Here is a 19457-nt window from a genome sequence, read left to right as displayed (position 1 = left end):
CGACTATATCGAGCGGTTCTACAATGCCATCCGCCGTCATTCGACGATCGGATATCTCAGCCCTGTTGAGTTCGAGCGCAAGGTGGGATTAGCTTAACCAGCCGTCCATCAAACCGGCAGCAGCTCACCCCTCCGAGCCTAGGCCCTAATGAATCCCTCATTCGCCTTTGTGCAAAGCTCTCGCCTGCGGGAGAGGGAGCGCACCGCCATCTTGGTTGCAATACGATCTGATCGCATCATGCTCTAATCTAACGTCGCTCTTCCCAGGGATTCGATGACCGATCCGGCAAAGCCGACCTATGACGACGTGGTGCGCATTCCGGCGCCGCCCGGCCGCAGCAGCGCGACCGGACGGCCGCCGCGCATCGCGGAGGTGGCGGAGCGCGCGGGCGTTGCGCCGATCACGGTGTCGCGGGTGCTGCGCCATCCCGAGAAGGTCAATCGCGAGACCCGCGAGCGTATCCTCGAAGTGATCGAGGCGACCGGCTATGCGTCCAACCCGCACGCGCGCGCGCTGCGCTCGGGGCGATCAAACGTGGTCATGGCTTTCGTCTCCAACATCCTTAGCCAGCAGTTTGGGCTGGCGGTGCGCAGCTTCGCGGCCACGCTGGAGCCGGAAGGCTTTGAAGTGCTGATCGGCCAGACCTCCTACTCCTATGCCAAGGAGGTCGCGATGATCCAGTCGCTGCGCGGCATCCGGCCTGCGGCCGTGATGTTCACCGGCGTGATCGAGCTCGAGGAGAATCGCGCCGCGCTCGAAGAACTCGGCATTCCCGTGATCGAGACCTGGGCGTTTCCGCGCGATCCCATCGACATGCTGGTCGGCCTTCCCAATGCGGATGCCGGTGCGATGGCGGCACGAAGGCTGGCTGAAGCCGGACATCGCCGCGTCGGTTTCATCGGCCGCAGCGTTGGGCGCGGTGCGCTGCGCCGCGACGGTTTTCGCGCGGCCGCGGCAGAGCTCGGGCTCGAGATCATCCACGAGATCGGCGTCCGCGAAATTACGGGGCTCGTCGACGGCCGCGCCGCCTTCACCGCGCTGCTCGACCGCGGCGACCGCGTCGATGCCGTGTTCTGCGCCAACGATCTGCTCGCGACCGGCGCACTGATCGAGGCCCGCGGCCGGGGCCTGTCGGTGCCGCGCGATCTCGCTGTGCTCGGCTTCGGCGACAACGACGTCGCCGATCAGATCACGCCCGGCCTCACCACGATCTCGTTCGATGCCGCGGCTGTGGGGCGTATCGCAGGCGAACTGCTTCTGGCGCGCCTGACTGGCACGCCACGCCCCGAACAGCGACTTGCGGTCGATCTGTTCATGGTCGAGCGCGGCAGCGTCTGAACGCGCGGATCAGGCGACGCTCTTGAGATCCTGCTGGATCGCGGCAAGCAGGGACTGCAGCGCCTCGCTGTTCACCGGCTTGGCCCCGGTATTGGCAGGCTGAACATTGGCAGGCCGCGCGGCTTTGACTGGACGCTTCGGGAATGGCGGCGCGGGGCTGGGCATCGCGGATTGCGCGAACGCGCTCGCGTCCTCGGTGTGAACGAACTTGCCATGGATGACGTCGTCGTGGCGGCCCATGACGAACATGGCCATCCAATAGCCGGCAGCCAGCAGGATTACGCAGAAAATACCGATCTCTAACATCGCAGCACCTAAAATATGCGCGATGATTCAATGCCTTCGCGGACCCGTCAATGAACCGACGGTCACACCTGCTGCTTTTGCGGGCGGGTGTGGCCGATCGGTCACTCTTTGTTAACCATACCCGGCCCCCGAGGGGGCCGAGAGCGGCGGATCAAGCTTTGTCCGGCCCGACCCGGACGAGCTGCTTGCCGAAATTGGCGCCCTTCAGAAGCCCCATGAAGGCCCCGGGGGCGCTCTCCAGGCCCTCGGTGACGAACTCCTTGTACTTGACCTTGCCGTCGCGGACCCAGCCGGACATATCGCGCAGGAAGTCGCCATGGCGGGAGGCGAAGTCCGAGACGATGAAGCCGCGGAACGTCAGCCGCTTGGTCAGGGTCGCGCGCATCATGCTGGCGGCCCATTTCGGCGGCTTTGCCTCGGTGTCGTTGTAGTGGGCGATGAGGCCGCAGACCGGCACGCGCGCGAACGGGTTGAGCAGCGGGAAGACCGCTTCGAACACGGCGCCGCCGACATTCTCGAAATAGACGTCGATGCCTTTCGGGCAGGAATCCTTCAGCTTCGCGGCCAGATCAGGATCGCGGTGATCGAGGCAGGCGTCGAAGCCGAGCTCCTTCACGACGTAGTCGCATTTGTCCTTGCCGCCGGCGATTCCAACCGCGCGTGCGCCCTTGATCTTCGCGATCTGGCCCACGGCCGAGCCGACCGCGCCGGAGGCGCCGGCGACGACGACGGTCTCGCCTTCCTGCGGCTTGCCGATCTCGAGCAGCCCCGTATACGCCGTCATCCCGGGCATGCCGAGCACGCCGACGGCCGTCGAGATCGGCGCGAGTTTTGGATCGACCTTCGCGAGCCCCTTGCCGTCCGAGATCGCATGCGTCTGCCAGCCCGCGCGCGAAAGCACGATGTCGCCCTTGGCGAAGCCCGAATTGTTGGAGGCGGCGACCTCGCAGACCGTGCCGGCTTCCATCACCCCGTTCACCGGCACCGGCGCCGCGTAGGACGGACCCTCACTCATGCGCCCGCGCATATAGGGATCGAGCGACAGCCAGATCGTGCGCAGCAGGACTTCACCCGCCGCGGGCGTCGGGATCGCGAATTCCTCGATGCGGAAATCGGACGGCTTTGGCTCACCGACGGGACGCGCGGCGAGAACGATGCGTTTGCCTTGGGACATGATGGCTTCCTCCTGATTGGCTTGTCGCAGTCATTTAGGAGGAGCGTCGCGCCGAAGCAAACTCTCGGTCAATTAAGGCTTTGGTCGCGATTGCGAACTAAAATTACGCAGCGATTCCACGACCAAAGAGCCTATCCGTGCCAGAGCTTTCGCTGCCGTCTGAACATTCCTCCAAGATCGGCGCGAACGGCGGCATCAGCCTGCGCTGGCGCGTCCTGGCAGGCAATCTGATCACGAGCCTCCTGGCCGTAGCCTTCGCCGGGGCGGTGGCCTGGGGCGGATGGGGCGATCTGCGCAAGCGAGAGGCGGCCGCGCGCTCGCTGACCGCCTTCGAGCTGGTCATGAAGGCCAACAGCCTCATTCCGGTCGAACGCACCGCCTGGTTCGCAGTTGCGACCCCGGCCGACCCAGCCACACCCGAGAAGCTGTCCGCCCTCGACAAGACCATCGCCAACACGGATGCCGCCATCGGCGCGGCCAAGGCGGCGGTTCGCGCGGCGGAGCTGCCAGCCAAGTCGATCGAAGCAGCCGAACAGGCGTTGCTGCAGACTCGCAGCGCCGCACGCCAGGCGGTGGTCCTGCCCAGGCAGCAACGCCCCGCCGACAGCCAGACGGCGATCGTGGATGGACTTGCGCGCGCCGTCGACGCCCTCACTGCGGCGACAAGCGAAGTATTGATCAGCCTGTCGCACACCGGCAGCGACATCGAGAATCTCCTGCCTTCGGCGGAGCTGGCGCAAAGTGCACAAAGCATGCGCGCCATCAATGGCGCACGCGCCGCCGTGCTCGGCCTGTTCGCCCGCAATCAGCCCTTGTCGCCGGCCCAGCGCGTCGACTTGACCGAGTTGACCGGCCAGATCGCGCTGATCTGGAAGCAGATCGAGCAGGGAGTTCACAATACCGGAGATGCGCCGGCGCTGGTGAACGTCTTCAGCCAGGTGCGCACGACAATGATCACTGAAGCGGAGCCGCGGTTCCGGGAGGTGGTCGCAGCAGCCCGCGAGGGCCGCCCCTGCCCGGTCAGCGAGGCCGAGTGGCCCGGCTGGATCAGTCGTGTCCTGAACAGCGTGCTGGGTCTGCGGGACGCCGCCTTGGCCTTTGCTCACGAGGCCAACGACGCTGCGATAGCACAGGCGCAGATGCGGCTGACCTGGGCTCTCGCGGCTCTGCTGGTGGTGCTCATCGCCTCGATCGCCGTCGTGATCGCGGTGATGCGCCAGGTGATCGGCCCGCTGGTACGGCTGACCGGAGTGACGCTGCGGCTTGCCGACCGCCAACTCGACGTTGCGATCCCCGACGGGCATCGCAAGGACGAGATCGGCACCATGGCAAACGCGCTACAGATCTTCAAGGACGCGCTGATTGCGAAAAAGTCCGCCGACGAGGATGCTGCACGCAACGCTGAAGCGCAGATCGAGCGCGGCCGCCGCGTCAACGCCATCACGCGCGATTTCGAGGCCGTGATTGGCGAGATCGTGAGCACGGTGTCGTCGGCCGCGACCGAGCTTGAGGGTTCGGCAGGCACCTTGAACACGACAGCAGATCGCTCGCAGTCGCTGACGACGGCAGTCGCGACTGCGTCCGAGGAGGCATCCGCCAACGTGCAATCGGTCGCTTCCGCGACTGAAGAGCTCACATCGTCGGTCAACGAGATCAGCCGGCAGGTCCAGGAATCCGCGCGCGTGGCCGGCGATGCCGTCGAGCAAGCTCGCCGCACCAATGAACGCGTCGGCGAATTGTCGCAGGCGGCAAGCCGGATCGGCGACGTCATCGAGCTCATCAACTCGATTGCAGGCCAGACAAATCTGCTGGCGCTGAACGCGACCATCGAGGCCGCGCGCGCCGGCGATGCCGGCCGCGGCTTCGCGGTGGTCGCTTCAGAGGTAAAAGCGCTGGCACAGCAGACCGCGAAGGCGACCGAGGAAATCCATCGACAGATCGGAAGTGTCCAAACGGCGACGCAGGAGTCCGTCGGCGCCATCAGGGCGATCAGCGAGACGATCGAGCGACTGTCGGAAATCTCCTCGACGATTGCCGCAGCCGTCGAGGAGCAGGGAGCTGCCACGCAGGAAATTGCGCGAAACGTTCAGCAGGCAGCGCACGGCACCCAGCAGGTCTCCGCCAACATCAACGACGTGCAGCAGGGCGCCAGCCAGACCGGCTCGGCCTCGTCCCAGGTGCTGACCGCCGCCCAATTGCTCGCCTCGGACTCGAGCCGCCTCAAGCTCGAGGTCGGGAAATTTCTCGAAGCCGTGCGCGCAGCATAGGCCACGCCAATCAGCGAGCTCGGGCCGGTTCGATGGGTTGCATCGTTCCGGAACGACCGCGCGGTGCCTAACCCCCGCCCGGATAGTTCGGCGCCTCGCGCGTGATGGTGACGTCGTGGACGTGGCTTTCGCGCAGGCCCGCTCCGGTGATGCGCACGAACTGCGCCTTGTCGTGCAAGTCCTGGAGGTTGCCTGCACCGACATAACCCATCGCGGCACGCAAGCCCCCGGCGAGCTGGTGCATGACGTTGCCGACCGGGCCCTTGTAAGGCACCTGGCCCTCGATGCCTTCGGGCACGAGCTTGAGCGTGTCCTTGATGTCCTGCTGGAAATAGCGATCGGCCGAGCCGCGCGCCATCGCGCCGACCGAGCCCATGCCGCGATAGGCCTTGTAGGAGCGGCCCTGCCACAAGAACACTTCGCCGGGCGTCTCGTCGGTGCCGGCGAGCAGCGAGCCGACCATCGCGATGTCGGCACCGGCGGCGAGCGCCTTGGCAAGGTCGCCGGAGAACTTGATGCCGCCGTCGGCGATGACGGGGATGTCGGACTTCTTCGCAGCTTCCACCGCATCCATGATCGCGGTGAGCTGCGGCACGCCGACGCCGGCGACGATGCGGGTGGTGCAGATCGAGCCCGGGCCGATGCCGACCTTGATGCAGTCCGCGCCCGCATCGATCAGCGCCTGTGCGCCCTCAGAGGTCGCGACGTTGCCGGCAACGACCTGCACCGAGTTGGACAGACGCTTGATGCGGTTGACCGCATGGAGCACGTGACGGGAATGGCCGTGCGCGGTGTCGACCACGACGAGATCGACGCCGGCATCGATCAGCCGCTCGGTGCGCTCGAAGCCGCTGTCGCCGACCGTGGTGGCGGCGGCGACGCGCAGGCGCCCCTGCGCGTCCTTGCAGGCCAGCGGATGGGCGACCGCCTTCTCCATGTCCTTCACGGTGATCAGCCCGACGCAGCGATATTGCTCGTCGACCACGAGCAGCTTCTCGATGCGATGCTGGTGCAGCATCCGCCGCGCCTCGTCCTGGCCGACATTCTCGCGCACCGTGACGAGACCTTCATGCGTCATCAGCTCGGAGATCTTTTGCTGGCGGTCGGTGGCAAAGCGGACGTCGCGGTTGGTGAGAATGCCGACCAGCTTGCCCGGCGTGGACTTGCCCGCACCGGTGACGACGGGAATGCCCGAGATGCCGTGATCGCTCATCAGCTTGAGCGCGTCGTCCAGCGTGGCGTCGGGGCTGATGGTGAGCGGGTTCACCACCATGCCGGACTCGTAGCGCTTGACCTGCCGCACCTGGGCGGCCTGCCCTTCGGGATCGAAATTGCGGTGAATGACGCCGATGCCGCCGGCCTGCGCCATGGCGATCGCCATGCGGGCTTCGGTGACCGTGTCCATGGCAGAGGCCATGATCGGGATGTTGAGCGGAATGACGCGGGTGACACGGGAGCGGATGTCGACCTCGCCCGGCATGACGTCCGACAGGCCCGGCTTCAACAGCACGTCGTCGAACGTGAGGGCTTCGCGAATGCCTTGTTGCACCGTGGCCATGTGCCAACTCCTTCCGCGGCCCTGCCGCAAATAGCTATGGATGAGCGCCGCCCTCGGCGTACCTTGCGGCATCGCCGGAGAATCGGAGCCCATCGGTGGGGTTGACGCGGGTCGATAGCACGGGTGGGTGACGAATCAAAGCAAATCGGACCGCCGGCCAGCCATGCACGGGCCTTTTAGGCAAATTCAGCGGGGATAGCCGGTTCAGCGCAGACGGCTGGGCGGCCCGTGCTGGCGGATCGACCACCTCCCGGCGGCGCGGGTCCATCGGGGCTCACATCGTTGTTATGCGGGATTTAGGTGCTATGCGTTGATCCGCAATGGTCGCGGCCCAGCGGCAGTGATAAGCCGCAAGTTCGCCCCTCCCTCCGATTTTTCATTACCAATCCGTCATGGTCGACAAGCAACGCGTCATTCCGCTGATCGTGGCCACTGCTCTCTTCATGGAGAACATGGACTCGACGGTCATCGCCACATCGCTGCCCGCGATCGCGGCTGACATCGGCACGAGCCCACTGACGCTCAAGCTCGCGATCACCTCCTATCTGCTGTCGCTTGCGGTGTTCATCCCGGCGAGCGGCTGGACCGCCGACCGGTTCGGCGCGCGCATGGTGTTCGCGATTGCCGTCGGCGTGTTCATGGTCGGCTCGGTCGGCTGCGCGCTCTCGACCTCGGTCACCAATTTCGTGTTCGCGCGCATCCTGCAGGGCATGGGCGGGGCGATGATGACGCCGGTCGGGCGCCTCGTGCTGTTGCGGTCGGTCGACAAGAGCGCGCTGGTCAATGCCATGGCGTGGGTGACGGTTCCTGCCCTGATCGGCCCCGTGATCGGGCCGCCGCTCGGCGGCTTCATCACCACCTATGCGTCGTGGCACTGGATCTTCCTGATCAACATCCCGATCGGGCTGCTCGGCATCTTCATGGCCTTGCGCTTCATCGATCCCATCAAGAGCGAAGAACGAGAGCCGTTCGACCTCTACGGCATGGTGCTCGCGGGCCTCGGGCTCGCCGGCATTGCCTTCGGGCTGTCGGTTGCCGGACTCAATCTGCTGCCGTGGAGCACGATTGCCGCCCTGGTCGTCGGCGGATCGATCTCGATGACGCTGTACGTCCTTCACGCGCGGCGAACGGGATCGCCGGTGCTCGACTTTACGCTGCTGAAGCTGCCGACGCTGCGCGCGGCCATTCTCGGCGGTTTCATGTTCCGGCTCGGCATCGGCGCGCTGCCGTTCCTGTTGCCGCTCCTGATGCAGATCGGCTTCGGCCTCTCCCCGTTCAAATCCGGCCTCGTCACGTTTGGCTCGTCGCTCGGCGCCATGGGCATGAAAGCGCTGGCCGCACGCATCATCCGCGCCTTCGGCTTCCGCAATCTGATGACGGTGAACGCAATCATCAGTGCAGTTTTCCTCGCCGCCTGTGCGCTCTTCACGGTGACGACGCCGCTGCTGATCATCATGATCATCCTGGTGGTCGGCGGCTTCTTCCGTTCGCTCGAGTTCACCGCGATCAACACGGTTGCCTATGCCGAGGTCGAGAACGCGCAGATGAGCCGCGCCACCACGCTCGTCAGCGTCAACCAGCAGCTCGCGGTCTCGGCCGGCGTCGCCGTCGGCGCAGCTTCTGTGGAGACGACGATGTGGTTCGGCCACGTCAGCGAGCTCAACGCCACCGTGTTCGCGCCGGCCTTCGTCGTGATCGCACTGACCTCGGCGGCGTCGAGCTGGTTCTTCTGGCAGATGCCCGATGATGCCGGCCACGAAGTCTCCGGCCGCAAGGCGGTCGAGATCGCGAGCCGCAAGGGTGCAGGCAAGGGCGCGGCCAAGGCGGCCGTCAAGGCGGCGACCGAGGATACCCAGGACGTGCGGGATCAGCGGCTGGGGTAGCGGAAAGCAAGATGCCGGCTCTCCCCCGGACAACAGTCCGAAACAGCCCTATGCACAGCAGCCGATCATTTGCATTTTTCCGAAATTGGCTTTGACCTGACCCTCGCGGACCACGCGAAAAAGGATGGTCCGAGGCGAGGTCGCCGAGCGGCTTCTTGCTCCCGCGCGTATACCCCGCGGCGCCAGATCGAACGAACGCCCGCGGAACAGTGGGCATGCGAATCTCCAACCAACGCGATCAGTCAGACCTGCCCATCAGAGGGCGCGAGTTCACCAAGATCAACGCTCGTTTATGTTCGGGACTCCCTGTTCCTCGCCGGCGCGCGCTTGCAACTTTTGCCCGTCGGCAATGTTGGCACGATGTCGAAACACCAACGAAGGAGGGACGCGCATGAAAAAGACCGCACTTGTCCTGGCAACCGTCGGCGCGCTCGGCGTGAGCGCGGTGGCGGCACCAACGCCGGCGGAGGCCCGCTGGCGCGGCGGTTTTGGACCGGCGCTGGCAGGCGGATTGCTCGCAGGTGCCCTGATCGGTGGCCTCGCCTCGTCCGCTTACGCCTACGGTCCGGGCTACGGCTACTACGGGTATCCGGGCTATTATGACGACTACTACGCACCGGCGTACTACGGCGGTTACTATCCGTGGGGCGGCTACACCAGGACTTACTACAGCACCAGTTACGCTCCGGCCTACTACGGCTACCGCCATCGCCGTGTCGTGCGTCCGGCCTTCGCCCATTACGGCGGACCGTTCCCGCGGCGGGATTTCTATCACCATCGCTGGCACCATTACTGGTGAAGCGACGCCGCAAGAGAAGGGCTGGCGCGAGGCGCTAGCCTACAAAGTGGATTTTTGGTCGATGTCTTTTCGCTTCGATCCAGAGAGTCCCGCGCGCGCGGTGGCACCGAGATGGAACCGCGCGACTCTCCCGCATGATAGGAACGATGACGTCGGCGCACCGTTCACAGACATCGGAAAACTCGAATGAGGGCTCTTTGTCTCGAGCCCGAGCTTCGAAGGTTCCCGTCAACGGATGCTGCAAAGCAAATGGAGGAGGTTCAGGTGAACACGAGAAAGAACAGGTTCCTATTGACCACAGCAGTGCTGCTCGCCGGCGTCAGCCTGGCGTCGGCTCAAGGCATGCGTGAAGGCGCCGGCAGCGGGATGAGCGGAGGCGCAGGCGCCGGCGCTGCGGAATCCGGCCGATCAGGCGGCGGAATGCCGCAAGGTGCAGGTGGTGCTTCCCACAGCGAAAGAGTGACACAGGGCCGCGCAGGCGGCCGAGCCGAGGGTCCCTCTGCGGCGCCATCGCGTTCTGAGCGCAGTGAAGGAATGCGTGATAGCGGCAAGGCCGACAGGAGCGACCGTCAGACCATCGATCAGGGCCGCGGCGGCCGCGACAATGCTCCTCAGTCCCGATCTGAAGGCGAGAAGCGTGGCAAGGACCAAACCGTCGGTCAGAGCCGAAGCGAACCCGACCAAACGCGCCAGTCCAGGTCCGAGCGCGACAAGAGCGGAATGAAGGACCAAACCATCGGTAAGGGCCGCAGCGACCGCGACGCTACGCGTCAGTCGCAAGGCGCAGAACAGGGTAAGAGCACGACCACAGGCCCTAACACCAAGGACAATGTCCGAGGCAAGAACGCGCAGGGTCAGAGCACGACAACGACCGGCGCGAACACCAAGGACAACGCCCAGGGCAAGAACGCGCAGGGTCAGAGCACCACAACGACCGGCGCGAACACCAAGGACAACGTCCAGGGCAAGAACGCGCAGGGTCAGAGCACGACAACGACTGGCGCGAACACCAACAACGCGCAAGCCCCGAGCGCCCAGCAGGGCCAGGGCACCACGACCGGCGCCAACACTCAGGGACAGGTCAACACCCAAGCGCAAGCCCAGGGTGGCACTACTCAGAGCATGTCCGGCCGCGTGCAGGTGAGCGCGCAGCAGCAGACAACGCTGCAGCAGTCGGTGTTGAGCTCACGCAATGTGGATCGCGCGCGGGTCAACGTCAATTCCATCAACTTCGGCATCAATGCCGGCGTGGTAGTGCCGCGGAACATCTCCGTGGTCGCCGTCTCGGCATTCCCGGCGCTGATCGACATCTATCCGGCCTATCGGGACGACAGCTTCTTCGTCGTGGATGACGAGATCGTCGTCGTCGACCGAAGCCACAGGATTGTCGACGCCATTCCCGCCGGACCGAGGACGCACTTTGCCCGGCGCGGCAGCATGAGCGGTGGCGGTGGCAACATCGCCGCGCTGGATCTCAGCTCCGACGAGATCCGCGTTGTTCAACGGGTGCTGATTGAACGTGGCCTGATGTCTGGCCAAGCAGACGGCATCCTCGGGCCCACTACGCGCGAAGCGCTGATCACCTTCCAGAGACAGGAAGGCTTCCAGATCACCGGCTCGATCGATACCCGGACGGTCGCTGCACTAGGCGTCTCCAACCAGATCCGCACCACGCAGGGCCAATCGACGACCGTTGGTCAGGGGGCGACCGGCCAGTCGACGCAGCAGAACACGACCGGGCAAAGCACCGGTCAGACGAATGCGCCGGCGCAGCAGAACCAGACCACCGGCCAGGCTGGTGAGAACCAGCCGTCCACAACCGGCCAGGCTCAGCAGAATCAACCGGCGACGTCGGGCCAGGCAGGCACACAACCGCCTGCTGGTCAGACCACTGGACAGGCGCCGGCCCAAACCAACAGTCAGTCCACCAACCAGCCCAGCAACACGCCGTCTGGGCAAACCAACCAAAATAATGCCCCGCCGCCTTCGACGTCGGGTCAGCCGGCTCAGAATCAACCCAGCCGGTAAGACGCCCCCAAGCCCCGCCTCCGGCGGGGCTCTTTTTTGCGGTCAGTACGGCGCTATGGCCTGAAGACGCTGGCCGCGCGGATCATCCGCACCTTCGGCTTCCGCAATCTGATGACGGTGAACGCGATCATCAGTACAGTTTTCCACGCCGCCTGTGCGCTCTTCACTGTAAGGCGGCCATCAAGGCGGCGACCGAGGATACGCAGGACGTGCGGGATCAACTCTCACTCGATGTCGTTCCGGCGCAGGCCGGGACCCATACGCCGAGACGGCAGTTCGGCGCGAGATGGCAATTGGCAGTCTTCGCCAAATTCAATTCGGTGGTTATGGGTCCCGGCCTTCGCCGGGACGACGATCAGGTGCCCCCCGAAATCCCATCGCGAGCACGTAGCGCTCGGAGGAATCCTGCCGGCTCGCGGCCGGCTTGACGTGACGCACCGTGGCAAAATCGCGCTTGAGCTGGGCGAGCAGCTCGGCATCGGCCCCGCTCTGGAACGCCTTCGCCAGGAAGGTCCCGCCCGGTTTCAGCACGTCGCAGGCGAACGCGGCGGCGGTCTCGATCAGGCCGACGATGCGGAGCTGGTCGGTCTTGCGGTGGCCGGTGGTGTTGGCGGCCATGTCGGACATCACGACGTCGGCGCCGCCGTCGAGCATGGCCTTGAGCTTGTCCGGCGCGTCATTGTCCATGAAGTCGAGCTGTGCGAACTCGACGCCGGCAATCTCGGGAATTTCCAGCAGGTCGATCGCGATGACCTTGCCCTTGCCGTCGACCGAGCCGACGCGCTTGGCGGCGAGCTGGCTCCAGCCGCCCGGCGCAGCGCCGAGATCGACCACCGCCATGCCGTGCTTGAGCAGCCGATATTTGTCGTCGATCTCCAAGAGCTTGAACGCGGCGCGCGAGCGATAGCCCAGCGCCTTCGCCTTCACCACATAGGGATCATTGAGCTGCCGCTCCAGCCACAGCTTCGACGACAATTTGCGCTTGCCGTGGGTCTTGACCTGGACGTGCAAGCGGCCGGTGGTGTCCTTGGCCATCTCACCAGCTCCTGAGCGCGCCGTCTTCACGCATCATCTCGACCAGCATGCCCTCTCGCAGGCCCCGGTCGGCGACGCGCAGGCGTGGCAGCGGAAAGGCGCGGCGGATCGCGTCGAGGATGGCGCAGCCGGCCAGCACGAGATCGGCGCGCTCGACGCTGATGCAGCTGTTCGCCGCGCGCTCCTCGTAGCTCATGCCGAGCAGCTTGCTGATGGTCGCGGTGACGTCGGTATCGTTCATCCAGACGCTGTCGATGCGGCGGCGGTCGTAGCGCGCGAGATTGAGATGGATGCCGGCGAGCGTCGTCACCGTGCCTGACGTGCCGAGCAGATGCATATCAGTGAGATCGCCGCCATGCTGTTCGGCGAACGGCGTGATATGATGGGCGACCTCGCGCTCCATCGCGGCGTAGATCTCCGGCGTGACGTCGCGCCCGCCGAACTGCTCGGCAAGCGTGACCACACCGAACGGAATCGACATCCAGGCTTTGATGCGCGGTTCCGGATTTGCGGCGTTGCGCTCGATCCGCACCAGCTCGGTCGAGCCGCCGCCGATGTCGAACAGAATCGCGCCGCGCCCCCTGGGATCGACCAGCGGCGAGCAGCCGAGCACGGCGAGCGCCGCCTCGGTCTCGCGGTCGATCACCTCGAGCTCGATGCCGGTCTCGGCCGCGACGCGGCTGCGAAAACCCTCCGCATTCGAGGCCGCGCGGCAGGCTTCGGTGGCAATCAACCGCAATCGCTTGGCTTTGCGCAGATTGATCTTGTCGCGGCAGATGCCGAGCGCCACGACGGCGCGCTCGATCGCAGCCTCGCTGATGCAGCCGGTTGCCGAGACGCCCTCGCCGAGCCGGATGATGCGCGAGAAGGAATCGACCACGCGAAAGCCGTCGTGGGTCGGACAGGCGATCAGGAGCCTGCAATTGTTGGTGCCGAGGTCCAGCGCCGCGTAGACGCCGGTTCCCGGCGCCTGCGCGCCGACGGCCGGTTCCGTGGCAAACGCCACCGCCGCCATCGACCCCAGCTCACCGTGCGGCGCAAGGCCGTCGCGGAGCCGCGTGTGGTCATTCATACAGACTGTCTTTCCGCGGCCGGGTGGGCCGAGCTAGAATTGCTTTTTCGCCTGAAACATTAGCAGCGCGTCAGTCCTGCGCAACAACGCATCACATGGGACCATGCCCATTCGTGCGTTGTCGTGAACGGGCCGGTGGGTTATCTCAGCAGGATCCGGTCCCCCGCTGCCGCGAAAATGCGCAAATGCCGGCTTTTCAGGTCATTTCCATGCAAGAACACACCAAATCCTCCACGCTCGACAACGCCATTGCACTGCAAAAATATGGCGTCGGGCAGCCCGTCCGCCGCAAGGAGGACGACACGCTGGTGCGCGGCAAGGGCCGCTACACCGACGATTTCAACCTGCCCGGCCAGGCCCATGCCGTCGTTGTCCGTTCCACGCATGCCCATGGAATCATCCGCGGCATCGGCACCGATGCCGCCAAGGCGCTGCCGGGCGTGCTGGGAGTCTGGACCGGCACGGACCTCGATGCGGCCGGCTACGGCCCCTTCACCTGCGGCCTGCCGCTGAAGAGCCGCGACGGCTCGCCCCTGCGCCAGACCAACCGCCAGCCGCTGGCGACCGACAAGGTCCGCTTCGTCGGCGATCCCGTTGCCTTCGTGGTGGCCGAGACGCTGGCGCAGGCACGCGACGCCGCTGAAGCGGTCGAGCTCGATATCGAGCCGCTGCCGGCGGTGACGGATCCCGAGGAAGCCGCGCAGCCCGGCGCACCGCAACTCTACGATCACATCCCGAACAATGTCGCGCTCGACTACCATTATGGCGACGTGGACAAGGTCAACGCGGCCTTCGCCAGCGCCGCGCACGTCACCAAGGTCGACATCGAGAACACCCGCGTCGCCGTGGTCTCGATGGAGCCGCGCGTGGGGCTCGCCTCCTACGACAAGAACACCGAGCGCTACACCCTCCAGGTGCCGACGCAGGGCGTCGCCGGCAACCGCGCCAATCTCGCCAAGAACCTGAAAGTGCCGAACGAAAAGGTGCGCATTCTCACCGCCAATGTCGGCGGCTCCTTCGGCATGAAGAACATCAACTATCCCGAATACATGTGCATCCTGTACGCGGCAAAGGCGCTTGGTCGCCCGGTGAAATGGCTCGACGAGCGCTCGACCAGCTTCCTGTCGGACAGCCACGGACGCGCGCAAAAGATCCATGCCGAGCTCGCGCTCGACGCCGAGGGACATTTCCTTGCGGCAAAGCTCGAAGGCTACGGCAATCTCGGCGCCTATATCACCGGCGTTGCGCCCGGCCCGCTTTCGCTCAACACCGGCAAGAATTTCTCCAGCGTCTACCGTACGCCGCTGATGGCGGTCGACATCAAGACGGTCCTGACCAACACCACGCTGATGGGCGCCTATCGCGGCGCCGGCCGGCCCGAGGCGAACTATTACATGGAGCGGCTGATCGACCGTGCCGCCGACGAGATGGGCATCAACCGGCTGACCTTGCGCAAGCGCAACTTCATCAAGCCGAACCAGATGCCGTTCCCGGCCTCCTCCGGCGTCACCTATGACAGCGGCGACTTCCAGGCTGTGTTCAACAAGGCGCTCGAAATCTCCGACCACGAGAATTTCGCCAAGCGCAGGAAAGAAAGCAAGAAGGCCGGCAAGCTGCGCGGCATCGCGGTCGGCTCCTATCTCGAGGTCACCGCGCCGCCGAGCCCCGAGCTCGGCAAGATCGTGTTCGATCCCGATGGCTCCGTGCAGCTCATCACCGGGACGCTCGATTACGGCCAGGGCCACGCCACCCCGTTCGCGCAGGTGCTGTGCGAGCAGCTCGGCGTGCCCTTCGAGAGCGTCAAGCTGGTGCAGGGCGACAGCGACATCGTGCATACCGGCAACGGCACCGGCGGTTCGCGCTCGATCACCGCGAGCGGAATGGCCATCGTGGGTGCCGCCAAGCTCGTGATCGAAAAGGGCAAGCGCGCCGCCGCGCACATGCTGGAAGCATCCGAAGCCGACATCGAATTCGCCGACGGCAGTTTCACGATCGCCGGCACCGACCGCAGCATCGACATCATGGAGCTGGCAAAACGCCTGCATGACGGCAAGGTGCCGGACGGCGTGCCTGATAGCCTCGACGTCGACCATACCAGCGAACCGGTGCCCTCAGCCTTCCCGAACGGCTGCCATGTCGCCGAGGTCGAGATCGACCCTGACACCGGCGTGGTGCAGATCGTCCAGTACAGCGCCGTCAACGATTTCGGCACGGTGATCAACCCGCTGCTGGTCGCGGGCCAGCTCCATGGCGGCGTCGTCCAGGGCATTGGACAGGCGCTGATGGAGCACATCCGCTACGACGAGAGCGGCCAGCCGATCACGGGCTCGCTGATGGACTACGCGCTGCCGCGCGCCGAGGACGTTCCGTTCATGACCGTCGGCGATCACCCGGTGCCGGCCACGACCAATCCACTCGGCAGCAAGGGCTGCGGCGAAGCCGGCTGCGCCGGCAGCCTGTCGACGGTCGTGAACGCGGTGATCGACGCGCTCTCCGACCACGGCATCAAGCACATCGACATGCCGCTGACCCCGGAGCGGGTGTGGCGCGCGATCCAGGATGCGAAGGGCAAGGCGGCGTAAAGCTGCCCTTGTGCTTTCACACGCACACTGTCATCGGCCGGCTCGACCGGGCGAACCAGTACTCCGAGGCAGCAGTGATTCACGGAGAAGCCGCAGCGTACTGGAGTCCCCGCCGTCGCGGGGAATGACAGCGAATGTGAGGACGCGCTGGGCCCCTTCCCGCCTACGCCGCCGCCTGCTCGCGCGGCTGGTAGATCGCGGTGTGCTGGCAATGCGCGAGCGGCGTCTTGCCGTTGGCGACCACCAGCGCGTCGAGCTCGACGAAGCGGTGGCCCTTCTTCTCGTAGTTCGCGGTGACTTTTGCCCGCGCGGTGATCTCGTCACCGGCGCGTGCGGCTGACAGCAGCTGCATGCGGCTGCCGGCATGGATCCACGGGCCCAGAATGGTGTTGTCGACCAGCACGCGATTCATGACGCGCTGGATCAGGCCGGGATGACCGAGCCCCTCGCGCGCGAAGATCGGATCGGGCTCCCTGATGTCCGCGAGATAGTCGGCCGCATCCTGCCCGGCCCAGCGCCGCGGCGTTGTGCCCAGCCATTTTCCGGTTTCGAACGTCGCCGCGCTGACCGGCTTTCGCTCGGCCACCACGGGCACTGCGATATAGTCGTTCAACGACACCGCAGTCGCGGCCGCCGGCAGCGATGCCGTCCCCGTGGCGCAGAGCTCGGTGCGGCTGAACACCTCGATCGTGAGCAGGCCATTGTGCTCGGTCGCGTCGACATCGGCGGTCTCGCCGTCATAGACCGGCTTGATGAAGCGCGCCTCGACCAGCCCGCGCGACAGGAAATCGCGGCCCCAGCGCGCCACCGGCACATGCATCATGTAGGCGAACACATCGACGCCCGGAACCAGCCCGCCGGAGAAGCCGAAACGGCGCGCCTCCGTGTCGTCATGCATCTTGTTTTCGGACTGCTTGGCCGTGTTGTAAGCCTCGACGCGATAGGTTTCGAGCCGGTTCGGCATGGTGGGCTTCCCCAAAATTCTTGTTGTTTCAGGGCCGATCGTAGGCCCCAGGGAACACCGGTCAATCCCCTCGCCTTTAGGGGCCGAATGGGGTACCACGCGGCGAATGACCGACACCCCCACCCGCATCTATGTCGACGCCGACGCCTGTCCGGTGAAGGACGAGATCTATCGCGTCGCGCTCCGGCACGGCGTGCCTGTGAGCGTGGTCGCCGGCAATTTCATCCGCGTGCCGCACGATCCGATGATCGAACGCATCGCGGCTGGCGCCGGCATGGACGCGGCCGACGACTGGATCGCCGAACGCGCCGGCCCTGGTGACGTGGTCGTGACCTCCGACATTCCGCTGGCGAGCCGCTGCGTGAAGGCGGGCGCGGATGTGATCGCACCGAACGGAAAGCCGTTCACCGAAGAATCCATCGGCATGACGCTCGCTGTGCGCAATTTGATGACGGATTTGCGCTCGGCGGGCGAAGTTACGGGCGGCCCGCGATCGTTCGCACCGCGCGATCGCTCCACATTCCTCTCGGCGCTCGACCAGACGCTGCGCCGGATCCAGCGCCGCCGCGTCGACCAGGCCGCAACGAGTCAGGGCTGAGACACCGCATGGCGCCACCGCTAATTCAACTGCGCGATATCAAGCTGACCTTTGGCGGCACACCGCTCCTGGCGGGCGTCGAACTGTCGGTTTCGACCGGCGAGCGCGTCTGCCTGATCGGCCGCAACGGTTCGGGCAAATCGACGCTGCTCAAGATCGCGGCCGGCCTGGTCGAACCGGATGGCGGCAGCCGTTTCGTGCAGCCCGGCGCCACCATCCGCTACCTGCCGCAGGAGCCGGATTTTTCCGGTTTCTCCACCACGCTGGCCTACGTCGAGGCCGGCCTCAATGCCGGCGACGACCACTATCAGGCGCGTTATCTGGTCGAGCAGCTCGGGCTCAGCGGCGAAGAAGATCCGGCGCATGTCTCCGGCGGCGAAGCGCGCCGCGCCGCGCTGGCGCGCGTGCTGGCGCCCTCGCCCGATATCCTTCTGCTCGACGAGCCGACCAACCATCTGGATCTTACGACCATCGAATGGTTGGAGGGCGAACTGGAGAGCCGCCGCTGCGCGCTGGTGATCATCAGCCACGATCGGCGCTTCCTGAGCAATCTCTCGCGCAGCACCGCCTGGCTCGACCGCGGCCAGATCCGGCAGATCGACCGCGGCTTCAGTGCCTTTGAGGCCTGGCGCGACGAGGTGCTCGCGGAGGAAGAGCGCGACCAGCACAAGCTCGACCGCAAGATCGTCAACGAGGAGCACTGGTTGCGGTACGGCGTCTCGGGCCGCCGCAAGCGCAACGTCAAGCGGCTTGGGAACCTGCACGCGCTGCGCGACCAGCGCCGCACCCATCGCGGCGCGACGGGCAATGCCAACCTCGCGGCCGCCGAAGCCGACAAGTCCGGCAAGCTCGTCATCGAGGCCAAGAATATCAGCCGGTCCTATGGCGAGCGAAAGATCGTCGACGGCTTCTCGATCCGCGTCCAGCGCGGCGACCGTATCGGCATCGTCGGACCAAACGGCGTCGGCAAGACCACGCTGATCGAGATGCTGACCGGCGGCAGCGCACCCGACAGCGGCAGCTTGCGGCTCGGCGCCAACATCGAGATGGCGACGCTCGACCAGCACCGCGAAAGTCTCGATCCCAAATCGACGCTGGCCGAGGCGCTGACCGGCGGCCGCGGCGACCACGTCATGGTCGGCGGCAAGCCGAAGCATGTCGTCAGCTACATGAAGGACTTCCTGTTCGCCCAGGAACAAATGCGCACGCCACTGGAGGTGCTTTCCGGGGGCGAGCGCGGCCGGCTGATGCTGGCACGCGCGCTGGCGAAGCCCTCCAATCTCCTGGTGCTGGACGAACCGACCAACGACCTCGACCTCGAGACCCTCGACGTCCTCGAGGAAATGCTCGGTGACTACGAGGGCACCGTGATTCTGATCAGCCATGATCGCGATTTCCTCGATCGCGTGGTGACGTCGGTGATCGTGCCCGAGGGCAATGGACGCTGGCTCGAATATGCGGGCGGTTACACCGACATGCTGGCCCAGCGTGGCGTCGACTTGAAGCGCGCGACGGCGAAAGCCGCCGAAGAGAAGAGAGAGCAACGGTCAGTCGCGCCTTCCGCTGTCACGAAACGACGGTTGACATTCAACGAGCAACACGCGCTGGAGACGCTGCCCAAGTCCATCGCCAAGCTGCAGGCCGAAATCGCCAAGCAGCAGCGCTTCCTTGACGACCCCGATCTCTTCCGCAAGGATCGCAAGCGCTTCGACCAGGCCTCTGACGCTCTGACGAAGGCGCAAGAGGAACTGGCCGAGGCCGAGGACAAATGGCTGGAGCTCGAAGTGCGGCGCGAAGAGATTGAACAGGCCTAGCGTGCATTCCGCGAAAGTGGGCACCGCTTTTGCAAACA

The 19457-nt window shown here is 65.5% G+C and carries 15 protein-coding genes; 9 read left to right on the top strand and 6 right to left on the bottom strand.

What is annotated here, in order from left to right:
• The coding region (locus QCM77_RS04840) for an IS3 family transposase (protein WP_279663917.1) at nucleotides 1-97 on the top strand (97 nt) is incomplete at its 5' end.
• 177 nt (nucleotides 98-274) lie between these two features.
• Nucleotides 275-1339 (top strand): LacI family DNA-binding transcriptional regulator, encoded by a 1065-nt coding sequence (locus QCM77_RS04835; protein ID WP_279665546.1) that lies wholly within the window; start codon nucleotides 275-277, stop codon nucleotides 1337-1339.
• A 9-nt stretch (nucleotides 1340-1348) separates the two neighbouring features.
• Here the strand turns inward: QCM77_RS04835 and QCM77_RS04830 are convergent, their stop codons facing one another.
• Nucleotides 1349-1645, bottom strand: coding sequence for a hypothetical protein (locus tag QCM77_RS04830; protein ID WP_279665547.1), 297 nt, complete (start codon nucleotides 1643-1645; stop codon nucleotides 1349-1351).
• A 151-nt stretch (nucleotides 1646-1796) separates the two neighbouring features.
• Nucleotides 1797-2819 carry an NADPH-dependent curcumin/dihydrocurcumin reductase gene (gene curA / locus QCM77_RS04825; protein ID WP_279665549.1) on the bottom strand — a complete coding sequence of 341 codons (1023 nt, stop codon included), beginning with the start codon at nucleotides 2817-2819 and terminating at the stop codon, nucleotides 1797-1799.
• Between the two features lie 137 nt (nucleotides 2820-2956).
• Between curA and QCM77_RS04820 the strand changes: the two genes are divergently transcribed.
• On the top strand, nucleotides 2957-5086 hold the full coding sequence (locus QCM77_RS04820; protein ID WP_279665551.1) for a methyl-accepting chemotaxis protein: 2130 nt from the start codon (nucleotides 2957-2959) through the stop codon (nucleotides 5084-5086).
• Between the two features lie 67 nt (nucleotides 5087-5153).
• Here the strand turns inward: QCM77_RS04820 and guaB are convergent, their stop codons facing one another.
• Entirely contained in the window at nucleotides 5154-6644 is a 1491-nt protein-coding gene (gene guaB, locus QCM77_RS04815) for an IMP dehydrogenase (protein WP_279665552.1), read from the bottom strand.
• A 392-nt stretch (nucleotides 6645-7036) separates the two neighbouring features.
• On the opposite strand from guaB, the gene QCM77_RS04810 reads away from it, so the two are divergent.
• From QCM77_RS04810 to QCM77_RS04800, 3 genes are all read left to right on the top strand, one after another.
• Nucleotides 7037-8527 (top strand): MFS transporter, encoded by a 1491-nt coding sequence (locus tag QCM77_RS04810; RefSeq protein ID WP_279684815.1) that lies wholly within the window; start codon nucleotides 7037-7039, stop codon nucleotides 8525-8527.
• Between the two features lie 391 nt (nucleotides 8528-8918).
• Nucleotides 8919-9326 carry a hypothetical protein gene (locus QCM77_RS04805; RefSeq protein WP_279684814.1) on the top strand — a complete coding sequence of 136 codons (408 nt, stop codon included), beginning with the start codon at nucleotides 8919-8921 and terminating at the stop codon, nucleotides 9324-9326.
• A 534-nt stretch (nucleotides 9327-9860) separates the two neighbouring features.
• A complete protein-coding gene (locus QCM77_RS04800; RefSeq protein WP_279684813.1) occupies nucleotides 9861-11354 on the top strand; it encodes a peptidoglycan-binding domain-containing protein in 1494 nt (497 codons plus the stop codon).
• A gap of 324 nt (nucleotides 11355-11678) precedes the next feature.
• Here the strand turns inward: QCM77_RS04800 and QCM77_RS04795 are convergent, their stop codons facing one another.
• The gene (locus QCM77_RS04795; protein ID WP_279684811.1) at nucleotides 11679-12389 is read right to left on the bottom strand and encodes an RlmE family RNA methyltransferase; all 711 of its coding nucleotides are present in this window, start codon (nucleotides 12387-12389) and stop codon (nucleotides 11679-11681) included.
• 1 nt (nucleotide 12390) lies between these two features.
• On the bottom strand, nucleotides 12391-13461 hold the full coding sequence (locus tag QCM77_RS04790) for a Ppx/GppA phosphatase family protein (protein ID WP_279684810.1): 1071 nt from the start codon (nucleotides 13459-13461) through the stop codon (nucleotides 12391-12393).
• 209 nt (nucleotides 13462-13670) lie between these two features.
• On the opposite strand from QCM77_RS04790, the gene QCM77_RS04785 reads away from it, so the two are divergent.
• Nucleotides 13671-16043 (top strand): xanthine dehydrogenase family protein molybdopterin-binding subunit, encoded by a 2373-nt coding sequence (locus QCM77_RS04785; RefSeq protein WP_279684809.1) that lies wholly within the window; start codon nucleotides 13671-13673, stop codon nucleotides 16041-16043.
• 163 nt (nucleotides 16044-16206) lie between these two features.
• Here the strand turns inward: QCM77_RS04785 and QCM77_RS04780 are convergent, their stop codons facing one another.
• On the bottom strand, nucleotides 16207-17007 hold the full coding sequence (locus QCM77_RS04780) for a MaoC family dehydratase N-terminal domain-containing protein (RefSeq protein ID WP_279665564.1): 801 nt from the start codon (nucleotides 17005-17007) through the stop codon (nucleotides 16207-16209).
• 106 nt (nucleotides 17008-17113) lie between these two features.
• On the opposite strand from QCM77_RS04780, the gene QCM77_RS04775 reads away from it, so the two are divergent.
• A complete protein-coding gene (locus QCM77_RS04775; protein WP_279665565.1) occupies nucleotides 17114-17605 on the top strand; it encodes a YaiI/YqxD family protein in 492 nt (163 codons plus the stop codon).
• An 8-nt stretch (nucleotides 17606-17613) separates the two neighbouring features.
• Nucleotides 17614-19419, top strand: a complete 1806-nt coding sequence (locus tag QCM77_RS04770) for an ABC-F family ATP-binding cassette domain-containing protein (protein ID WP_279665567.1) — start codon at nucleotides 17614-17616, stop codon at nucleotides 19417-19419.
• Nucleotides 19420-19457: the final 38 nt, after the last annotated feature.

Origin of the sequence: Bradyrhizobium nivariense (assembly GCF_029846695.2) — a bacterium.
In the GTDB taxonomy this organism is placed as follows: domain Bacteria; phylum Pseudomonadota; class Alphaproteobacteria; order Rhizobiales; family Xanthobacteraceae; genus Bradyrhizobium.
This window is presented reverse-complemented; position numbering and strand designations above follow the sequence as displayed.